Origin of the sequence: uncultured Aquabacterium sp. (assembly GCF_947366995.1) — a bacterium.
Classification (GTDB): Bacteria; Pseudomonadota; Gammaproteobacteria; order Burkholderiales; family Burkholderiaceae_C; genus Aquabacterium.
In genome coordinates this window covers 1-16549 of the sequence record NZ_CANBCC010000022.1, presented here as the reverse complement: position 1 = coordinate 16549, position 16549 = coordinate 1, and the positions used below count along the sequence as shown (strand labels likewise).

The window sequence follows — 16549 nt, the reverse complement described above, 5'->3', positions numbered from 1 at the left end:
CTCTCCTGACCGGGGGAGGGACATCGTCCGAAGTTCCGTGCAAGGGGCGCAAATTGCCCCCGTGTTCGCGGGGAGACAAGCGGGATATTGTCAATTGGGGGGTGGCGTAGTCCCTGTTGGTGTCTCGACAATGTCACTCATGGGGCCGATTCGGCGCCACTGACCTCTGGGAGAACTTTTCATGCGCATTGCGTCCATCATGCTGGCCGTTTCGGCCCTTTTTGCCTCCGTTTCGGCACACGCCACTGGCGGCCACAAGCCGCCCGTCCATGATTGCAAGCCCGATTGCCTCACCACGCTCACCTTCTCCAACCTGCTGGACAAGAAGACGACGTACGTCTACAAGGACACCGACGCGGGTGGAGACGCGACGGTGACTGCCGATTCCGGCAAGCTGGTGGTGGTGGCGGGCGAACTGGGCGTTGTGACCGGTGGCCCTCTGGGTGTGCTCGATCCGCGCCTGGGCAAGGGCGAGTCCATCACCGTCTCGTTCGAGAAGACGGTTTCGCTGCTTTACTGGGACATGGACGACCTGCCCTTTGGTTCGAACCAGTTCAGCCTGTCCGTGGATGGCGCAACCTCTAAGCTGTACTCGCTCGACAGCCACACCACCACGCCGTTGCTGACGGGCAAGTCCTTCAAGTTCGGCTACGCCGGCGATGCTTACTTCATCGACTCGCTGAAGTTCGTGTGCGAAGTGCCCGAGCCCGAAACCTACGCCCTGATGATCGCGGGCCTGCTGACCGCCGGCGTGATGCGCCGCCGCCAGCAGCGCGGCTGAGCCGTTTCGCGCACCCGTCGCCCGGCTTTCCGGGTGGCATCAGGCACACAAGCCAGCCCCCTTCCCAGGGGGCTTTTTCATTTTGTTCATCTTTACCCTCAAGTAAACCCGAATCACGCCGTAAGAGAGGCCGTCGGGCGCAGGATGGGCCCCGGCGTGTCAGGGCGTCGGAAGGGCGTTCAGGGCAAAGCGAAGCCGCCCAGAGTGTTTCGCCGCCGGTGTGTGTTTCCGCCGGGTCCGGAGTCGTGCCGATGTCTGCCTGGATTGCCAACCTGCCGTTGCGGCACAAATTCGTTCTGCTGTGCCTGCTCGCCGTGCTGATGGCGGGCGCGCCCACCGTGATGGTGCTGCGCACGGCGGCGGCCAAACTGGGCGCGGTCGAACAAGAGCGCATCGGGATGCAGCCCTCACGGGACCTGCTGGCCGTGATCAAGCTCATGCAGGAGCACCGCGGCATGTCGAACGCCTTTCTGAGCGGCGATGCGAGCAAGAAGGGGGACCTGGCAGCCCGCCGGGCCGGCCTCGACAAGGCCTTGGGTGAAGCCGTTCACAGCGTGGCCACCCTCGAGCACGCGCCGACCACGGCCGCGCTGCAGGCGCTCCAGGCAGACTGGACGGCGCTGGGGGCCGACGTCGCGAAAGGTGCGCTGACCTCGCCTGACAGCGTTCGCCGTCACACCGCCCTGGTGGTGCGCAGCCTGCTGCTGCTGGAAGACGTGGGCGCGGTCAGCGGCCTGAGCCTCGACCCCGATGCCGAAAGCTATTTCCTGATCCAGGCGGCCTTCCGCGACCTGCCCCGCCTGACCGAGCAGCTGGGCCTTGCCCGCGCCCGTGGCACCGGCATGCTGGTGCGGGGCGCCAGCACGCCCGACGAGCGCCAGACGCTGCAGGCGCTGAAGAGCATGGCGCTCAGCCATGCCACCGACGCCGAGCGCAACCTGGCGCGCGCCACCGCCGCCCGCGGTGGCGAGGCCGTGCCCGAGTTCGTTCGGGCCACCGAGCAGGCCGAGGCCGCCGTCCAGCGCGGCATGGCCCTGGTGGATGCCGTGTCGGCCAGCGAAACCCTGCCCAACATGGCGGGAAGCGACTACTTTCAGGCCACCACCGAGGTCATCACCGCGCAGTTTGCGGTGAGCGAGCAGGCCCTGAAGCGGCTGGACACCCTCTTCGATCGTCGCATCCGCGAGGACCAGACCGGCTTGGCCTTGATCGGTGCCATCACCCTCCTGGCCCTGTCGTTGGGGGTCTGGGTGTCCGTCGTGGTGACCCGTGAGACCACCCGTACCGTTCAAGACGCCATGCAGGTGGCGCAGGCCCTCGCAGCCGGCGACCTGACCCGCACGCTGCGCAGCCGCAGCCGGGACGAGGTGGGCCAGATGGTGGACGCCATGGCGCAGGCCATCGAGCAACTCAAGGCCACCATCTTCGGGATCAAGGCCGCCAGCGACTCGGTGGCCACCGCGTCCAGCCAAATCGCGCAGGGCAACCTTGACCTGAGCGCGCGCACCGAGAACCAGGCTTCGTCGCTGCAGCAGACCGCCTCGTCGATGGAAGAGATGTCGGCCACCGTGAAGCAGAACGCCAGCACCGCGGTGCAGGCCAATGAACTGGCCACGGCCGCTTCGCGAGAAGCCACGCAGGGCGGCGAGGTGTTCGGTCAGGTCGTGGCCAAGATGGCCGAGATCAAGCAGACCAGCACCCGCATTGCCGAGATCAACGCGGTGATCGATGGCATCGCCTTCCAGACCAACATCCTGGCGCTGAACGCCGCGGTGGAAGCGGCACGGGCCGGCGAGCAGGGCCGCGGCTTTGCGGTGGTGGCCGGTGAAGTGCGCACGCTGGCGCAACGCAGTGCCCAGGCCGCGCGCGAGATCAAGAGTCTGATCAGCAGCAGCGTCGAGAGCATCGAGCAGGGCTACGACCTGGCCAGCCACAGCAGCGAATCGATCGAGCGGCTGATCGGCCAGGTTCAGAAGGTGAGCCAGTTGATGGCCGAGATCGCCTCGGCCAGCGAGCAGCAGAGCCTGGGCATCGTCCAGGTCAACCAGGCGGTGTCGCTGCTGGATCAGACGACGCAGCAGAACGCTGCGCTGGTGGAAGAGTCGAGCGCCGCCGCAGCCAGCCTGAGCGACCAGGCGATGCGGCTGCAGCAGGCGGTCGGCCGCTTCACGCTGGCCTGACCACCGCGCCGAGGCTTCAGCGCACCAGCAGCACGGGCGCCTTGCAGCGCGCCAGCACCTGGTTGGTGACGGAGCCCATCACCAGGTTCATCAGGTTGCTGTGGCCGTGCGAACCCATGATGACGAGGTCGAACTTGCCCTTGTCGGCCAGCTTGGCGATGACGTCGGGTGCATGGCCCGTCTTGGCGACGTAGTTCGTGGCCATGTCGTGCTTGGCTGTGAACTTGCGGATCGGCTTGAAGATGGCCTCGGCCGTGTCGTCGTAATACGACTTCAGTTGCTCGGGCGGGAACATCGACGCTGCGTGTGGCGGAATCTGAGGCACAACGGTCAGCACGGTGAATTCGTGCTGGCCCGTGAGCCACTCCTCATGCGTCGTGAGCCACGCCAGCATGCGCTTGGTGTACGAACTGCCGTCGACCGGAAGCAGGATCTTCATGGATGGAACCTCGTGTGATGGATGAGCCTGGAGATCAGTGTCGGCACCCGCAGGCACCGCGGCGTTGACCGCCATCAAGCCGGACGCGCCAGCGTGAAGTCTAGACGCTGATGCAGCACTGGCCGTCGTGGCCATCGGCTTCGCCCTTGTAGGCGTGCCCGCGTGCGTTGCTCACCACACGGGTGACGCCACCGGCGTGGGGCACGAGGTAGTCGTGCCGGCAATGCAGATGGCCGTGCAGCCAGAGTTGCGCGCCGGCCAGCAGGTGGTCGTCGGCATTGCAGAAGCTGGCGGTGCCGGGCTGGCGGCCGTAGCGCGGATCGGCGCTGCGCAGGCTGGGGCCGAAGTGGGTGATCACCACGGTGACATCCCACGGGTCGGCCTCGGTGGGCTGTCGCGCGAGTTCGGTGGCCAGCCAGTCTCGGCAGCGCAGGCCCTCTTCGCGCACGGCGACCGGGTCGAACGGCGCGCCCCCGCGCGTGGACTGCATGACGCGGACGAAGTAGGTCGCGGCGCGCATCGCGCGGGGCCGCTCCTTCTCGCCGAAGAGATCAAAGTCGCACCAGCGGGTGGTGCCGACAAAGCGCACGCGGCGGCCGTCGGGCGCGCGCAGCACGATGGACTCGCGCTCCAGCAGGCGCAGGCCGAGCTCGGTGCAGCGCGCGCGCAGGCCGCTCAGGGCCTCGTCCACATCGCGGCGGTCGAACTCGTGGTTGCCGGGCACGAACAGCACCGGCACCGGCCAGTTCTTGAAGTGCGAGAGCCCGGCCCAGGTGCTGTCGACATCGCCGGCCAGCACGAGCAGGTCGGCGCCCGGGGCGGGCCGGGGCGCGTAGACCTCGGTCTCGAGGTGCAGATCGGACAGGAGCTGGATCTTCACGGGCGTGACGGGGCCGCTGCGCACCGGCGCTGGCGGCCGGGGTGCGTCAGGTCAGTTCGCGCCGTGGCACTGCTTGTACTTGCGGCCGCTGCCGCAGGGGCAGGGGTCATTGCGGCCGACCTTGGGCTGGTCGCGCACGACGGTCTCGACCTTGGTGCGCTCGGCAATGCCGATCTGGGCCAGGTCGACCACGTCGAACACCAGCGCCTCGATGCCTTCATCAAGGTTGCGCAGCGGGTGCTCCTCGTCCAGCGCCTTCGTCATCGCGCGCTGGGTCTCGTCCTGCTCGGGCAGATGGCGCCAGATGGAGTCGAGCAGATCGGGCACGCCGGGCAGGGCGGCTTCTTCCAGCTGCGGGAAGTTGGCCAAAGCCCATTCGAAGCCGGCGGCCCAGTAGCCCAGGCCCTCCATGGCGTCCTTGCCCTCGAGCGCCTTGCCGTCTTCGTCTTCCATCATCGGCACCAGCGGGTCGAACCAGCCGTCTTCCAGGATGCCGCGCAGCATTTCGTCCTTGCGCCGCGTGATCAGCGTGATCAGGCGGTTGTGCTGGGCCTCGCTCCAGCCTTCGATGCCGCCCTCGGGCATGCCTTCGGTGCCGAAGATCGGGGGCAGCCATTGCTCGGGCTCGAGCATCACCGGCTGGACCAGCACACCGGCCAGGTAGCCGTCCAGGATCACCGCATCCACGGTTTCATACGGGGCCGGCACGGCAGCCAGCAGCTCGTCGATCTCGTTGATCTCGGCGTCGGTCAGCGGAGGCGGGGTCTTCATCTTGGTTCAGTCCGGTGCGGTGTCAAACCCGCATTGTGCCCGCCAACGGCCGACTTGCGCAGTCCCAGAAAAAAGGCGAGACCGGGGTCTCGCCTTCAGGTCCCGGGCCGGTCGGGCGCCCAGGGTTGTGTAATGGCGGCCAGCAAGGCTCCTGGGGCAACGGCGTCCGTCAGCCCCGCACCTCGCTGACCGCGTCCTGCAACTGTTGCAAGGCGGTCGGGTCTTCGATCGTGGTCAGGTCGCCGGTGGCCCGGCCTTCGCACACCGCCTGGATGGCGCGGCGCAGCAGCTTGCCCGAGCGGGTCTTCGGCAGCACGTTCACAAAATCGACGCGGGCCGGGCGGGCCACGGCACCGAGTTGCCGGTCCACCGTCTGCATGATCTCGGTTTCGAGCGCCTGACGCAGCGCGGGGGTGGCGGTGCGCGACGGGTCACGCGCCACCACGAAGGCGCGCGCCACCTGGCCCTTGAGCTGATCGGCCACGCCCACCACGGCCACCTCGGCCACGCCGGAATGGCTGCTCACGGCCTCCTCGATCTCGCGGGTGCCCAGGCGGTGGCCGGCCACGTTGATCACGTCGTCGGTGCGGCCCAGGATGAAGTAGTAGCCGTCGGCGTCGCGCAGGCCCCAGTCGAAGGTGTTGTAGACCGGCTTGTGCGGGAAGGTGCTCCAGTAGGTCTTGACGTAGCGGTCGTCGTCCCCCCACACGGTTTGCAGGCAGCCGGGCGGCAGCGGGTAGCCGATGGTCAGCACGCCCTTGCGGTTCGGCTCCGTCAGCTCGGCGCCGGTCTGGTCGTCCAGCAGCTTCACGTCGTAGCCGGGCATGGGGATGCCGGGCGAGCCCAGGCGGGTCTTGGCATCCGGGTCGATGCCGCGCGCCAGGCTGAGAATGGGCCAGCCGGTCTCGGTTTGCCAGTAGTTGTCGACAATGGGCTTGCCGATGGCCTCGCCGATCCAGGCGGCCGTCGGCTCGTCCAGCGGCTCGCCGGCCAGGAAGAGGTGGCGCAGGCTGCTCAGGTCATGTCGGCGCAGGCACTCCGGGTCCTGCTTCTTCAGCACGCGCACGGCGGTCGGGGCCGAGAACATCACGCTGACCTTGTACTTCTCGACCAGCGACCACCAGATGGCGGCATCCGGCCGGATCGGCAGGCCTTCGTAGACGATGGTGGCCATGCCGGCGATCAGTGGGCCGTAGACGATGTAGCTGTGGCCCACGACCCAGCCGATGTCGCTGGTGCAGAAGAAAACCTCGCCGGGCTTGCCACAGTAGATCTGCTCCATCGAGGTGGCCAGCGCCACGGTGTAGCCGCCGGTGTCACGCTGCACGCCCTTGGGCTTGCCGGTGGTACCGCTGGTGTAGAGCGTGTAGCTGGGGTGCTCGGACGGCACCCAGGTGCAGGGCACCTGTGCATCGAGCACGGCCTCGCGGGCCTGGGCGAAGTCCACGTCGCGCGGAGCGGTCATGCTGGCGTCGGCCAGACCGCGGTTGACCAGCAGCACGTGCGGCACGCTGTGGCTGCACTGGGCCAGGGCCTCGTCCAGCAGCGGCTTGTAGGGAATGACCTTGCCGCCACGCGAGCCGGCATCGGCTGTGACCACGACCGTGGGGCGCGCGTCATCGATGCGGCTGGCCAGGGCGTGGCTGGCAAAGCCGCCGAACACCACCGAGTGGATGGCACCCAGGCGCACCGTGGCCAGCATGGCGATCACGGCCTCGGGGATCATGGGCATGTACAGCAGCACGCGGTCGCCCTTCTTGACGCCCAGGCCCTGCAGCACGGCGGCCATGCGTTGCACCTCGGTGTGCAGCTGGCCGAAGGTCAGTGTTTCTTCGCGGCCGGTTTCGGTGGAGACATGAATCAGCGCGGGCTGGTCGGGCCGGGTGGCCGCATGGCGGTCGACCGCGTTGTGGCACAGGTTGGTTTCGCCGCCGACGAACCACTGTGCAAACGGCGGGTTGGCCGTGTCGCACACCAGCTCGAACGGTGTGTGCCAGTCGATGCGGGCGGCCTGTTCGCGCCAGAAAGCGTCACGGTCGTCCACCGACCGCCGGTACAGGGCGGCGTAATCCATGCTGATGTCTCCTTGGTACCGAAGTGTGTTCGGCTTGTTCTGGGGTGCGGGCCCTTGTGGTGGCCCGGGAGCCGATGGTAGCCAAGCGTTTTCCGCAATCGAGACGGGGAAACCCGGGACCGGATGGTCCCCGTCGGTACACGCCGACGGCAGTCCATCCGGACCGCATCGGCGTCAAGCCGGCGTCACGGCCGGCGGCCAGCATGCGCGGATCCCTCCACCCTGAAGCACCACGATGTCCGATTCGAAGCATCCCCGCCGCCTGTTCCTGCAATCCTCTGCGCTGACCCTCGGCTCGGCCGCGCTGGTTCGCCCCAGCTGGGCGGCCGGTGCGCCCGCCCTCATCACCTCGGACGCCGTTCGCCCCGTGGCGGCCCAGGGCCTGCAGCTGGGTGACCCCACCCAGGGCGCCACGCTGCTGTGGAGCCGTGCCGACCGGGCCTCGCGCATGATCGTCGAGTGGTCGCTCGACGAGTCCTTCCGCAAGAGCCGCCGCATCATCGGCCCGTACGCGCTGGAAGAAACCGACTTCACGGCCCGCCAGGATCTGGTCGGCCTGCCCGCTGGGCGCGACGTGTTCGTGCGCGTGCAGTTCCAGGGCCTGGACAACAGCCGCGCGATGAGCGAGCCGGTGCTGGGCCGCTTCAGCGTGCCCTCCACCCGCCCGCGTGACCTGCGCTTCGTGTGGGGCGGCGACACGGCCGGCCAGGGCTGGGGCATCAACCCGTCTTTCGGCGGCATGAAGATCTACGAGGCCATGCGCCAGCGTCAGCCGCAGTTCTTCCTGCACAGCGGCGACACCATCTACGCCGACGGCCCGATCAAGGAGTCGGTGACGGCCGAGAACGGCCAGCTGTGGACCAACATCGTCACGCCCGAAGTGGCCAAGGTCGCCGAGACGCTGGACGAGTACCGCGGTCGCTATCGCTACAACCTGCTGGACGAGAACGTGCGCCGCTTCAACGCCGAGGTGCCGCAGATCTGGCAGTGGGATGACCACGAGGTCACCAACAACTGGTCGGACGCCAAGGACCTGTCGGCTGACGCCCGCTACACCGAGAAGAACGTGCCGCTGCTGACGGCCCGCGGCACCCGCGCCTTCCTGGATTACGCACCGATGCGGCCGTTCTCGGCGGTCGAGTCGCAGCGTGTGTACCGCAAGCTGTCGCACGGCCCGCAGCTCGACGTGTTCGTGATCGACATGCGCAGCTACCGCGGTCCCAACACCCACAACCGCCAGACCGAAGCCGGGCCGGACACCGCCATCCTGGGCCGCGAACAGATCGAGTGGCTCAAGACCGAACTGAAGAAGTCCCGCGCAACGTGGAAGGTGATCGCCTCCGACATGCCGCTGGGCCTGCAGATCGGCGACGGCAAGGACGCCCAGGGCCGGGCGCGGTGGGAAGGCCCCGCCAACGGCGATGGTCCGGCGCTCGGCCGCGAGCTGGAGATCGCCGAGGTGCTGCGCTTCATCAAGCACGAGCGCGTGCGCAACACAGTGTGGCTGACGGCCGACGTGCACTACTGTGCCGCCCACCGCTACGAGCCGGCCAAGGCGCAGTTCCAGGACTTCGAGCCGTTCTGGGAGTTCGTGGCCGGACCGCTGAACGCCGGCACCTTCGGCCCCAACGCGCTGGACAACACCTTTGGTCCGCAGGTGGTGTTCCAGAAGGCACCACCGGCCGGTCAGGCCAACCTGTCGCCGTTTGCCGGCCTGCAGTTCTTCGGTGAGGTCAACATCGACCGCCATTCGCACGCGCTGACGGTCGACTTCCGTGACATCGACGGCGTGTCGATCTTCAGCAAGACGCTGCAGCCGGTGCGCGGGCCGTTCGGCCAGGGCTTTTTCGACCGCGACGACGATCGCTCGGAGGGCTGATGCCCGGCGGCACGGGCCGTGTCAGATGAACACGGCGGCGCGCCGCAGCACGAAGAACCCGACCACGCCCAGTGCGAGCACCACGCCCCACTGGGCGCACGTCATGGCGCGCTGGCGCCACACCGGCTGGCCGGTGAGCCGGAACAGGCCCATGCAGGCCAGAAAGCCGAGCACAAGAAAGAGGGCCGCCGTGCGGATCAGGACCATGGCGCGCCCCTCGGCCTTACCAGGCCGGGGCCAGCTCGGCCAGACCGCGCGGGGCCTTGGCCTCGTCTTCGAAGCTGACGATTTCCCACGCGTCCTTCTCGGCGAGTAGCGCACGCAGCAGCTGGTTGTTCATCGCGTGGCCCGACTTGTAGGCCGTGTAGGCCGCCAGCAGCGGGTAGCCCACCACGTACAGGTCGCCGATCGCGTCGAGGATCTTGTGCTTCACGAACTCGTCGTCGTAGCGCAGGCCGTCGGCGTTCAGCACGCGGTAGTCGTCCACCACGATGGCGTTGTCCATGCTGGCACCCAGGCCCAGGCCGCGCGAGCGCATCATCTCCACGTCCTTGGTGAAGCCGAAGGTGCGGGCGCGGGCGATGTCGCGCTTGTACTGGCCGGCGCCGAAGTCGAACTCGACGCGCTGGCCGGTCTGGTCAACGGCGGGGTGGTCGAAGTCGATCTCGAAGGCGAGCTTGTAGCCGTGGTACGGCTCCAGGCGGGCCCACTTCAGCGTGCGGCCTTCGCCGTCGCGCACCTCGATCGGACGGGTCACGCGCAGGAACTTCTTGGGCGCCTTCTGCAGCTCGATGCCGGCGCTCTGCAGCAGGTAGACGAACGCAGCCGACGAGCCATCGAGGATGGGCACCTCTTCGGCCGTGATGTCCACATACAGGTTGTCGAGGCCCAGGCCGGCGCAGGCCGACATCAGGTGCTCGATGGTGTTGACTTTGGGCGCACCCGGGTCACCGCCGGGCGAAATGGTGGTGGCCATGCGGCAGTCGCACACCGATTCCGGACGCACGGGGATGTCGACCGGCTGGGCCAGGTCCACCCGGCGAAACACGATGCCGGTGTTGGCCGGTGCCGGGCGCAGCGTCAGTTCGACGCGCTGGCCGCTGTGCAGGCCAACGCCCACGGCACGGGTCAGGGACTTGAGGGTGCGTTGTTGCAGCATGGGCGCAATTATCGCGGCAGTGCAGCATCGTGGGCGTGAATCTGAATGATGTCCTCCATTGATGCACGCTATCCCGGCGACGGAGGCGGCCTCCCCAACAGAAAAAGCGGGCCGAAGCCCGCTTTCAGCGTGAGGCAGAAGGCTTACTTGGCAATTCGGCGACGGGCGATGCCACCCATGACGGCCAGACCAGCGAAGGTCAGTGCCCAGGTTTCGGGCTCGGGAACCGGGGCGGCGTAATCGACGGTCTGCGCAAACACCGAGGCAGCGAAGCTGATGTCGCGTCCGGTGGCGCCGGTGGAAACGGTCAGCTTCTTGCCGGTCGCGGTCTCTTCGAAGGAGAAGCCGAAGTCGTCGTCACCGTACCAGAAGCCGTTGCCCTGGGTGGACGCGGAGATGTTCCCGAGGTCGACATGTGCGGCACCGGTTACGGTGCCGTAGCCAGTGTAGGTAAGGAAAGTGCCGTTGCCGGCGCCCATGCCCAGCACGCTGGCGTCCCAGGTGACCGTCACCCTGGACCGGGCCGCCATGGAGAACACGCTGTTGAAGGATGCAGTCGCATAACCGGAGCCCCCCGCGGCACCGGTGGTCACGGCTGCAGACACGTTCGTGGCAGATGCGAATGCGGATGCGGTGGCCGAGTCACTCGCAACATTGACCGACACCGAGGGGGAGGGGGTGGAGAGGTCGGATGCCCAATCCGAAACGGCGTTCGTTGACAACCATCCAACTAGCGGGTGCGGCACCAGATCATAGGCGCTGACCACCGCTTGTGCGAACGGAGAATACGCCGTCACCGTTCCCGCGGTAGTGACCGCGATGTTCGAGATGGTGGACATGACGGACGACGTCGCGTGTGCCACGCCGGCTGTCGCGAGCGCGAGCGTGCCGGCCAGGGCCAGTCGAGGGAATTGTGACATCAAGAAATCCTGAGCAGGTTGTAGATGAGAGCCTTGGCGCTGGACTGCGCTCGCCGCCATCTATCTTCACCCCCAGATTCTTTCGTGTCATTCCCTTACACGGTGTTCCCCGGCCCCGCAGTCCCGGGGGTCACAGCATGTGCGTCCGGTCCCCGTGCTCGAAGCCGATCGCATCGAACCAGGGCCCCTTCACGAAGCCGATCACCTTGAAGAGCTCGCCCATTTCGTGCTCGGCCACCAGCATCTGCAGGGCGGCGCGGGCCTTCAGCTGGTCGGCGGTGCAGGCCTCGCCGGTGCTGGCCAGCGCCTCGCCCAGCCCGCAGTTGGTCAGGAATCGACCCTGGCTGGTGTAGCCCAGCACCTCCCACCCGGCCTCCTGGCCGGCCAGCGCGATGCCGGTGAAGTTCACGTGGGCGGTGATGTCCTTGTGGCCCACGCTGCTCAGCGGGTCCGGGTCGGCCTGGTGCAGGTGGTGGCACATCAGCGTGCCGCCGTGGCGCTGGGGCAGGTAGTACTCGGACTCGGGGAAGCCGTAGTCGATGAAGAAGGCCGCGCCGCGCGCCATGCGCTGCGCCAGCGTGGCCACGAAGGCTTCGGCCTGGCCGTGGGTTTCGGTCACGGTGCCGGGGGGGTAGGCCGCGTCCGGCTGCTCGGTGGGAGGGCGCACGCCCTCGGGGGCCGGGCGGTCGGCCCAGGTAAAGCGCGGCACGTCGTCCTCGGCCGTGGCGGCGTCGGCCAGCGCCACGCCGCGCTCCAGCCAGTGTTCGCCGTTCCAGCTCAGCAGGTGCACGGGCATGGCGTCCAGCACCTCGTTGCCCACGATCACGCCGTTCAGCGCGTCCGGCAGGCTGTCGGCCCAGACCACCTTGTGGACCAGGGCCGGGTGGGCTTTCAGCAGGCGCTGGTGCTGGCGGTCGCGCAGCGTGCCCGAAAGGTCGACGATGGTGTAGCGGGTGAGCCGATCGCCCAGCTCGCCCAGCAGCTGCTCGGCCAGCGCGCCCGTGCCGGCGCCGAACTCCCACACCTCGGTGGTGCCGGTGGCCTCCAGCGCCTGGGCCACCTGGCGGGCCAGCAGCTGGCCGAACAACGGCGTCAATTCGGGGGCGGTCACGAAGTCGCTGCCGTCCTGCGGCATGCTGCCCAGCACCCGTCGGCCGCCCGTGTAATAGCCCAGCCCTGGCGCGTACAACGCCAGTTCCATGAAGCGCTCGAAGCGCATCCACCCGCCCCGTTCGCGGATCTCGTGGGCGATCAGGCGGGCCAGCGGTGCGCTGGAGACGGGGGCGGCCACTACACTCTGGCCGGATGGGTTCGGGCGGTTCATCGCCGCATTGTAGAAAGTCCATGTCTTCCACACTTCCCTCTGTTGCTGCGCCGGCCGTGCTCGTCACGGGGGCGGGCAAGCGCCTCGGGCGCCTGATTGCGCTGACGCTGGCCCGCCAGGGCTGGGATGTGGCCGTGCACTGCCGTGCCTCGCGCACCGAAGCCGAGCAGACCGCCGCCGACGTCCGCGCATTGGGCCGCCAGGCTGTGGTGCTGGCGGCAGACCTGGCTGACGAAGCCGCGTGCCGGGCGCTGCTGCCCGCCGCGGTGCAGGGCCTGGGCCGGCTGGACGCCGTGGTCAACAGCGCCTCGACCTTCGAGTACGACGACGCGGCCACCTTCACCTACGCCGCGCTGGAAAAGCACCTGCGCGCCAACACCGCACCGGCCATCGTGCTGGCGCAGGCGCTGGCGGCGCACCTGGCCGAGCGCGGCGTGAACGAGGGTGGGGCAGGGGCGGTCGTCAACCTGCTCGACCAGAAGCTGTGGAACCCGAACCCCGATTTCCTGAGCTACACGCTGTCGAAGGCGGCGCTCGAATCCGCCACCACGCTGCTGGCGCTGGCGCTGGCCCCCCGCGTGCGGGTGATCGGCGTGGCGCCGGGCCTCACGCTGACCAGCGAGTGGCTGCAGGGCGAAGCCTTCCAGCAGGCGCATGCGCTGTCGCCGCTGGGGCGCTCGTCCACCCCGGAAGACGTGGCCGCGACCGTGGCCTTCGCGCTGACCAACCGCTCGATCACGGGCACCACGCTGCTGGTCGATGGCGGCCAGCACCTCCAGCGCTTCGAGCGCGACTTTTCCATGATGTGAGCGCGAGCCATGTCCCTGACCAAAGGCAACCAGATCCTGACCCTCACCGGCCTGCGCTTCGACGCGAGCCTCGGTGTGCTTGACCACGAAATCGACGCGCCGCAGCCCATCCAGGTCGACGCCGAGCTCAACATGGGCAGCCAGCCCCTGCTGCCGCGCGACGACGAACTGCTCAATGTGCTGGACTACCGCAAGGTGCGCGCCATCATCATCGAAGAGTGCCAGTCCGAGCACACCAACCTGCTCGAGACCCTGATCGGCAAGCTGTGCAAGCGCCTGATGGACCTGCCCGGCGTGCTCGGCGTGCGCGTGAAGATTGCCAAGCTGGAGATCTTTGACGACTGCGAGGTGGCCATCCGCATGGAAACCGGGCAGTGGTGAGCACGCGGATTGCCGGGATCGGCGAAAATACCCGGTTATGACCGACGCGACCGCCCCTATGTCCACCCACCTGAGTTTCCACACGCCCGACGAAGAAGACCGCATGGTGGACGACGCCCTGCTGTTTGCCCGTGCCGCCCTGGCGGTCGAGGCCAAGGCCGGCGTGCCCGTGGCCCAGGCGGTGCAGCAAAGCGCCCAGGAGGCCGAAGAGGCTGCCCGCGCCCGCAAGCACGCGCACGAGATGAACAAGCTGCGCAAGCGCCTGCACCGTGAGGTGGGGCAGGCCATTGCTGACTTCAACATGATCGAAGATGGCGACAAGGTCATGGTGTGCATGTCCGGCGGCAAGGACAGCTACTCGATGCTCGACATCCTGATGAACCTGCAGCGGCGGGCCCCCATCCGGTTCGAGATCGTCGCGGTCAACCTGGATCAGAAGCAGCCGGGCTTCCCGGAGCACGTGCTGCCCGAGTACCTGACCAAGGTCGGCGTGCCCTTCCGCATCGAAGAGCAGGACACCTACAGCGTGGTCAAGCGCGTGGTGCCCGAGGGCAAGACCACGTGCAGCCTGTGCTCGCGCCTGCGCCGCGGCATCCTCTACCGCGTGGCCAAGGAACTGGGCTGCACCAAAATCGCGCTGGGCCACCACCGCGACGACATCCTGCAGACCATGTTCATGAACATGTTCTTCGGCTCGCGCCTGAAGGGGATGCCGCCCAAGCTGGTGACGGACAACGGCGAGCACGTCGTCATCCGCCCGATGGCCTACTGCCGCGAGCAGGACCTAGCCAGGTACGCCGAGCACCGCGAGTTCCCCATCATCCCGTGCAACCTGTGCGGCAGCCAGGACGGCCTGCAACGCCAGCAGATGCGCGAGATGATCAACGAGTGGGATCGCAAGTTCCCCGGCCGGGTCGACAACATGTTCACTGCGTTGTCCAACGTCGTGCCCTCGCACCTGATGGACCGCAAGCTCTACCCGTTCGAGACCATCAAGGCGACGGGCAAGCCCGAAGCCGGTGGGGACATCGCTTTCGACGAAGATGAAGCTTGTGGCGACACGCCCGAGGCCGGCCTGCCCGCCGAGGCCAGCGTGTCGATCAAGTCCATCCCGATCCGCAGCAAGGAAGTCTGACCATGACCACCGCCCGCACAACCCGGTTTTCTGCCCTCCGCTGGTTGACCGGGGGGCTGTTGTGCGTGGCGATGCTGGCGCTGCAGGGCTGCGCGGCACTCAATGAGGTGCGCACCGAAGTTCAGACCTTCGGCGACTGGCCGGCCACCCGCAGCCCCGGCCCCTATGTTTTCGACCGGCTGCCTTCGCAGGCCAATGCCGCGGACCAGATCGGCCAGCTCGAGGCTGCGGCCGCGCCGGCACTTGCTTCGCATGGCTTCACGCTGGCCAGCGGGCCCGATCAGGCGGTCTACACCGTGCAGCTCACGGCCTCGACCCGCGTCACGCCGCGCTATGACCCCTTCTGGGGCGGCGCGCCCTACTGGTATCACCCCTGGGGCCGTCCTGGTGTGGGAGGCTGGTGGGGCACGGGCGGTGGCGGGCTGGCACTGAGCTACCGCATGGAGCAACCCTACGTCGAGATGCTGGTGGGCGTGGTCGTGCGCGATCGCCGCACCCACGCGGTGCTGCACGAGGCGCGCGCCAGCCTGGGCCGCCTGGGCTCGGCCGACCCGGCGCTGTACGCGCCACTGTTCGACGCCGCCCTGAAAGATTTTCCGTTGACACTGGGGCCGCGTACCGTGATCGTGCCGCTGCAGCCGGCACCCTGACCCCACTCCACCACGTCGTTCATGTCACTTTCCATCGTCATCATGGCCGCGGGCAAAGGCACCCGCATGAAGTCCTCGCGCCCCAAGGTGCTGCACACGCTGGCCGGCCGGCCCATGCTGGCGCACGTCATCGGCACCACCGCCACGCTGGGGGCCGCGCGTCAGATCGTGGTCACGGGCCACGGCGCAGAGCAGGTGGAAGGCGCCATGCAGGCCGCCTTTGCCGGCGCGCCGCTGCACTTCGTGCGTCAGGAGCCACAGCTCGGCACCGGCCATGCCGTGCAGCAGGCCGTGCCGGTGTTGCCGGATGAGGGCGTGACGCTCATCCTCAATGGCGACACCCCGCTGATCGAGGCGGCCACCGCGGCGGCTCTTGTGCAGGCCTGCGCAGGCGAACACCTGGCCCTGCTGACCATCCGCCTGGACGACCCGACCGGCTATGGCCGCATCGTGCGTGACGGCTGGGGCGAGAAGGTGCTGGCCATCGTCGAGCACAAGGATGCGAACGACGAGCAGCGCACCATCGACGAGGTCTACACCGGCATGATGGCCGCGCCCACCCGGCTGCTGAAGGGCTGGCTGAGCCGCCTGACCAACGACAACGCCCAGGGCGAGTATTACCTGACCGATGTGGTGGCCATGGCCCGCGCCGATGGCGTGCCCGTGGTGGCCGCGCAGCCGCGCGACGAAGTCGAGGTGCTGGGCGTCAACAGCCCAGCGCAACTGGCCGACCTGGAGCGCCGCTACCAGCGCGTGCAGGCCGAGCGCCTGATGACCGACGGCGTGCGTCTGGCCGACCCGGCCCGCTTTGACCTGCGCGGCACGCTGCGCTGCGGGCAGGACGTCGAGATCGACGTGAACTGCGTGTTCGAAGGCCATGTGGTGTTGGGTGATGGCGTGCGCATCGGTCCGAACTGTGTGGTCCGCAACGCCGAGATCCGCGCTGGCGCGGTCATCCACGCCTTCACGCACATCGACGGCGACACGCAGGGCGCGACGGTGGGCGAAGGCGCGCTGATCGGGCCGTTTGCCCGCCTGCGCCCCGGCGCCGAACTCGGCCCCGAGGTGCACATCGGCAACTTCGTGGAAGTGAAGAACAGCACGCTGGCGCGCGGCGCCAAGGCCAACCACCTGGCCTACCTGGGCGATGCCACCGTGGGCGAGCGC

Annotated in this window: 16 protein-coding genes; 8 read left to right on the top strand and 8 right to left on the bottom strand. The window is 68.1% G+C overall.

Going from position 1 to position 16549, the window contains the following annotated elements:
• Positions 1 to 181: 181 nt before the first annotated feature.
• Entirely contained in the window at positions 182 to 781 is a 600-nt protein-coding gene (locus Q0Z44_RS08155; protein ID WP_298011673.1) for a PEP-CTERM sorting domain-containing protein, read from the top strand.
• Between the two features lie 251 nt (positions 782 to 1032).
• Positions 1033 to 2961, top strand: coding sequence for a methyl-accepting chemotaxis protein (locus tag Q0Z44_RS08150; protein WP_298011671.1), 1929 nt, complete (start codon positions 1033 to 1035; stop codon positions 2959 to 2961).
• A 16-nt stretch (positions 2962 to 2977) separates the two neighbouring features.
• On the opposite strand, the gene Q0Z44_RS08145 is transcribed toward Q0Z44_RS08150, so the two are convergent.
• The 4 genes from Q0Z44_RS08145 to Q0Z44_RS08130 form a co-directional block, all read right to left on the bottom strand.
• Positions 2978 to 3400: a universal stress protein gene (locus tag Q0Z44_RS08145; RefSeq protein ID WP_298011670.1), complete on the bottom strand. Its 423-nt coding sequence runs from the start codon at positions 3398 to 3400 to the stop codon at positions 2978 to 2980.
• A 100-nt stretch (positions 3401 to 3500) separates the two neighbouring features.
• Complete coding sequence (locus Q0Z44_RS08140) at positions 3501 to 4280, bottom strand: metallophosphoesterase (protein WP_298011669.1); 780 nt, start codon at positions 4278 to 4280, stop codon at positions 3501 to 3503.
• Between the two features lie 51 nt (positions 4281 to 4331).
• The gene (locus Q0Z44_RS08135; RefSeq protein ID WP_109034480.1) at positions 4332 to 5051 is read right to left on the bottom strand and encodes a UPF0149 family protein; all 720 of its coding nucleotides are present in this window, start codon (positions 5049 to 5051) and stop codon (positions 4332 to 4334) included.
• A 169-nt stretch (positions 5052 to 5220) separates the two neighbouring features.
• The gene (locus Q0Z44_RS08130) at positions 5221 to 7125 is read right to left on the bottom strand and encodes a propionate--CoA ligase (RefSeq protein WP_298011667.1); all 1905 of its coding nucleotides are present in this window, start codon (positions 7123 to 7125) and stop codon (positions 5221 to 5223) included.
• Positions 7126 to 7360: 235 nt separating this feature from the next.
• Here Q0Z44_RS08130 and Q0Z44_RS08125 point away from each other — a divergent pair, with 235 nt between their 5' ends.
• Positions 7361 to 9004 (top strand): alkaline phosphatase D family protein, encoded by a 1644-nt coding sequence (locus tag Q0Z44_RS08125; protein WP_298011666.1) that lies wholly within the window; start codon positions 7361 to 7363, stop codon positions 9002 to 9004.
• 21 nt (positions 9005 to 9025) lie between these two features.
• On the opposite strand, the gene Q0Z44_RS08120 is transcribed toward Q0Z44_RS08125, so the two are convergent.
• From Q0Z44_RS08120 to Q0Z44_RS08105, 4 genes are all read right to left on the bottom strand, one after another.
• Positions 9026 to 9211 carry a hypothetical protein gene (locus tag Q0Z44_RS08120; protein ID WP_109034487.1) on the bottom strand — a complete coding sequence of 62 codons (186 nt, stop codon included), beginning with the start codon at positions 9209 to 9211 and terminating at the stop codon, positions 9026 to 9028.
• A gap of 16 nt (positions 9212 to 9227) precedes the next feature.
• Positions 9228 to 10163: a UDP-3-O-acyl-N-acetylglucosamine deacetylase gene (gene lpxC, locus Q0Z44_RS08115; protein WP_298011665.1), complete on the bottom strand. Its 936-nt coding sequence runs from the start codon at positions 10161 to 10163 to the stop codon at positions 9228 to 9230.
• 143 nt (positions 10164 to 10306) lie between these two features.
• Positions 10307 to 11083 carry a PEP-CTERM sorting domain-containing protein gene (locus Q0Z44_RS08110; RefSeq protein ID WP_298011664.1) on the bottom strand — a complete coding sequence of 259 codons (777 nt, stop codon included), beginning with the start codon at positions 11081 to 11083 and terminating at the stop codon, positions 10307 to 10309.
• A gap of 130 nt (positions 11084 to 11213) precedes the next feature.
• On the bottom strand, positions 11214 to 12302 hold the full coding sequence (locus Q0Z44_RS08105) for an SAM-dependent methyltransferase (RefSeq protein ID WP_298011709.1): 1089 nt from the start codon (positions 12300 to 12302) through the stop codon (positions 11214 to 11216).
• Between the two features lie 125 nt (positions 12303 to 12427).
• On the opposite strand from Q0Z44_RS08105, the gene Q0Z44_RS08100 reads away from it, so the two are divergent.
• From Q0Z44_RS08100 to glmU, 5 genes are all read left to right on the top strand, one after another.
• The gene (locus Q0Z44_RS08100) at positions 12428 to 13216 is read left to right on the top strand and encodes an SDR family oxidoreductase (protein WP_298011663.1); all 789 of its coding nucleotides are present in this window, start codon (positions 12428 to 12430) and stop codon (positions 13214 to 13216) included.
• 9 nt (positions 13217 to 13225) lie between these two features.
• Positions 13226 to 13597 carry a dihydroneopterin aldolase gene (locus Q0Z44_RS08095; RefSeq protein WP_109034500.1) on the top strand — a complete coding sequence of 124 codons (372 nt, stop codon included), beginning with the start codon at positions 13226 to 13228 and terminating at the stop codon, positions 13595 to 13597.
• A 58-nt stretch (positions 13598 to 13655) separates the two neighbouring features.
• On the top strand, positions 13656 to 14732 hold the full coding sequence (gene ttcA / locus Q0Z44_RS08090; RefSeq protein WP_298011661.1) for a tRNA 2-thiocytidine(32) synthetase TtcA: 1077 nt from the start codon (positions 13656 to 13658) through the stop codon (positions 14730 to 14732).
• 2 nt (positions 14733 to 14734) lie between these two features.
• Entirely contained in the window at positions 14735 to 15382 is a 648-nt protein-coding gene (locus tag Q0Z44_RS08085) for a DUF4136 domain-containing protein (protein ID WP_298011660.1), read from the top strand.
• Positions 15383 to 15403: 21 nt separating this feature from the next.
• Positions 15404 to 16549: bifunctional UDP-N-acetylglucosamine diphosphorylase/glucosamine-1-phosphate N-acetyltransferase GlmU (gene glmU / locus Q0Z44_RS08080; protein WP_298011659.1), on the top strand; the 1146-nt coding region annotated here is incomplete at its 3' end.

What these genes read in the sequence shown, in the direction of transcription:
- Q0Z44_RS08105 (WP_298011709.1), bottom strand. Translation starts at nt 12,302, where the DNA reads ATGCGCTTCGAGCGCTTCATGGAACTGGCGTTGTACGCGCCAGGGCTG.
- Q0Z44_RS08100 (WP_298011663.1), top strand. Translation starts at nt 12,428, where the DNA reads ATGTCTTCCACACTTCCCTCTGTTGCTGCGCCGGCCGTGCTCGTCACG.
- Q0Z44_RS08155 (WP_298011673.1), top strand. Translation starts at nt 182, where the DNA reads ATGCGCATTGCGTCCATCATGCTGGCCGTTTCGGCCCTTTTTGCCTCC.
- Q0Z44_RS08110 (WP_298011664.1), bottom strand. Translation starts at nt 11,083, where the DNA reads ATGTCACAATTCCCTCGACTGGCCCTGGCCGGCACGCTCGCGCTCGCG.
- Q0Z44_RS08125 (WP_298011666.1), top strand. Translation starts at nt 7,361, where the DNA reads ATGTCCGATTCGAAGCATCCCCGCCGCCTGTTCCTGCAATCCTCTGCG.
- lpxC (WP_298011665.1), bottom strand. Translation starts at nt 10,163, where the DNA reads ATGCTGCAACAACGCACCCTCAAGTCCCTGACCCGTGCCGTGGGCGTT.
- Q0Z44_RS08085 (WP_298011660.1), top strand. Translation starts at nt 14,735, where the DNA reads ATGACCACCGCCCGCACAACCCGGTTTTCTGCCCTCCGCTGGTTGACC.
- ttcA (WP_298011661.1), top strand. Translation starts at nt 13,656, where the DNA reads ATGTCCACCCACCTGAGTTTCCACACGCCCGACGAAGAAGACCGCATG.
- Q0Z44_RS08120 (WP_109034487.1), bottom strand. Translation starts at nt 9,211, where the DNA reads ATGGTCCTGATCCGCACGGCGGCCCTCTTTCTTGTGCTCGGCTTTCTG.
- Q0Z44_RS08135 (WP_109034480.1), bottom strand. Translation starts at nt 5,051, where the DNA reads ATGAAGACCCCGCCTCCGCTGACCGACGCCGAGATCAACGAGATCGAC.
- Q0Z44_RS08150 (WP_298011671.1), top strand. Translation starts at nt 1,033, where the DNA reads ATGTCTGCCTGGATTGCCAACCTGCCGTTGCGGCACAAATTCGTTCTG.
- Q0Z44_RS08130 (WP_298011667.1), bottom strand. Translation starts at nt 7,125, where the DNA reads ATGGATTACGCCGCCCTGTACCGGCGGTCGGTGGACGACCGTGACGCT.
- Q0Z44_RS08145 (WP_298011670.1), bottom strand. Translation starts at nt 3,400, where the DNA reads ATGAAGATCCTGCTTCCGGTCGACGGCAGTTCGTACACCAAGCGCATG.
- Q0Z44_RS08095 (WP_109034500.1), top strand. Translation starts at nt 13,226, where the DNA reads ATGTCCCTGACCAAAGGCAACCAGATCCTGACCCTCACCGGCCTGCGC.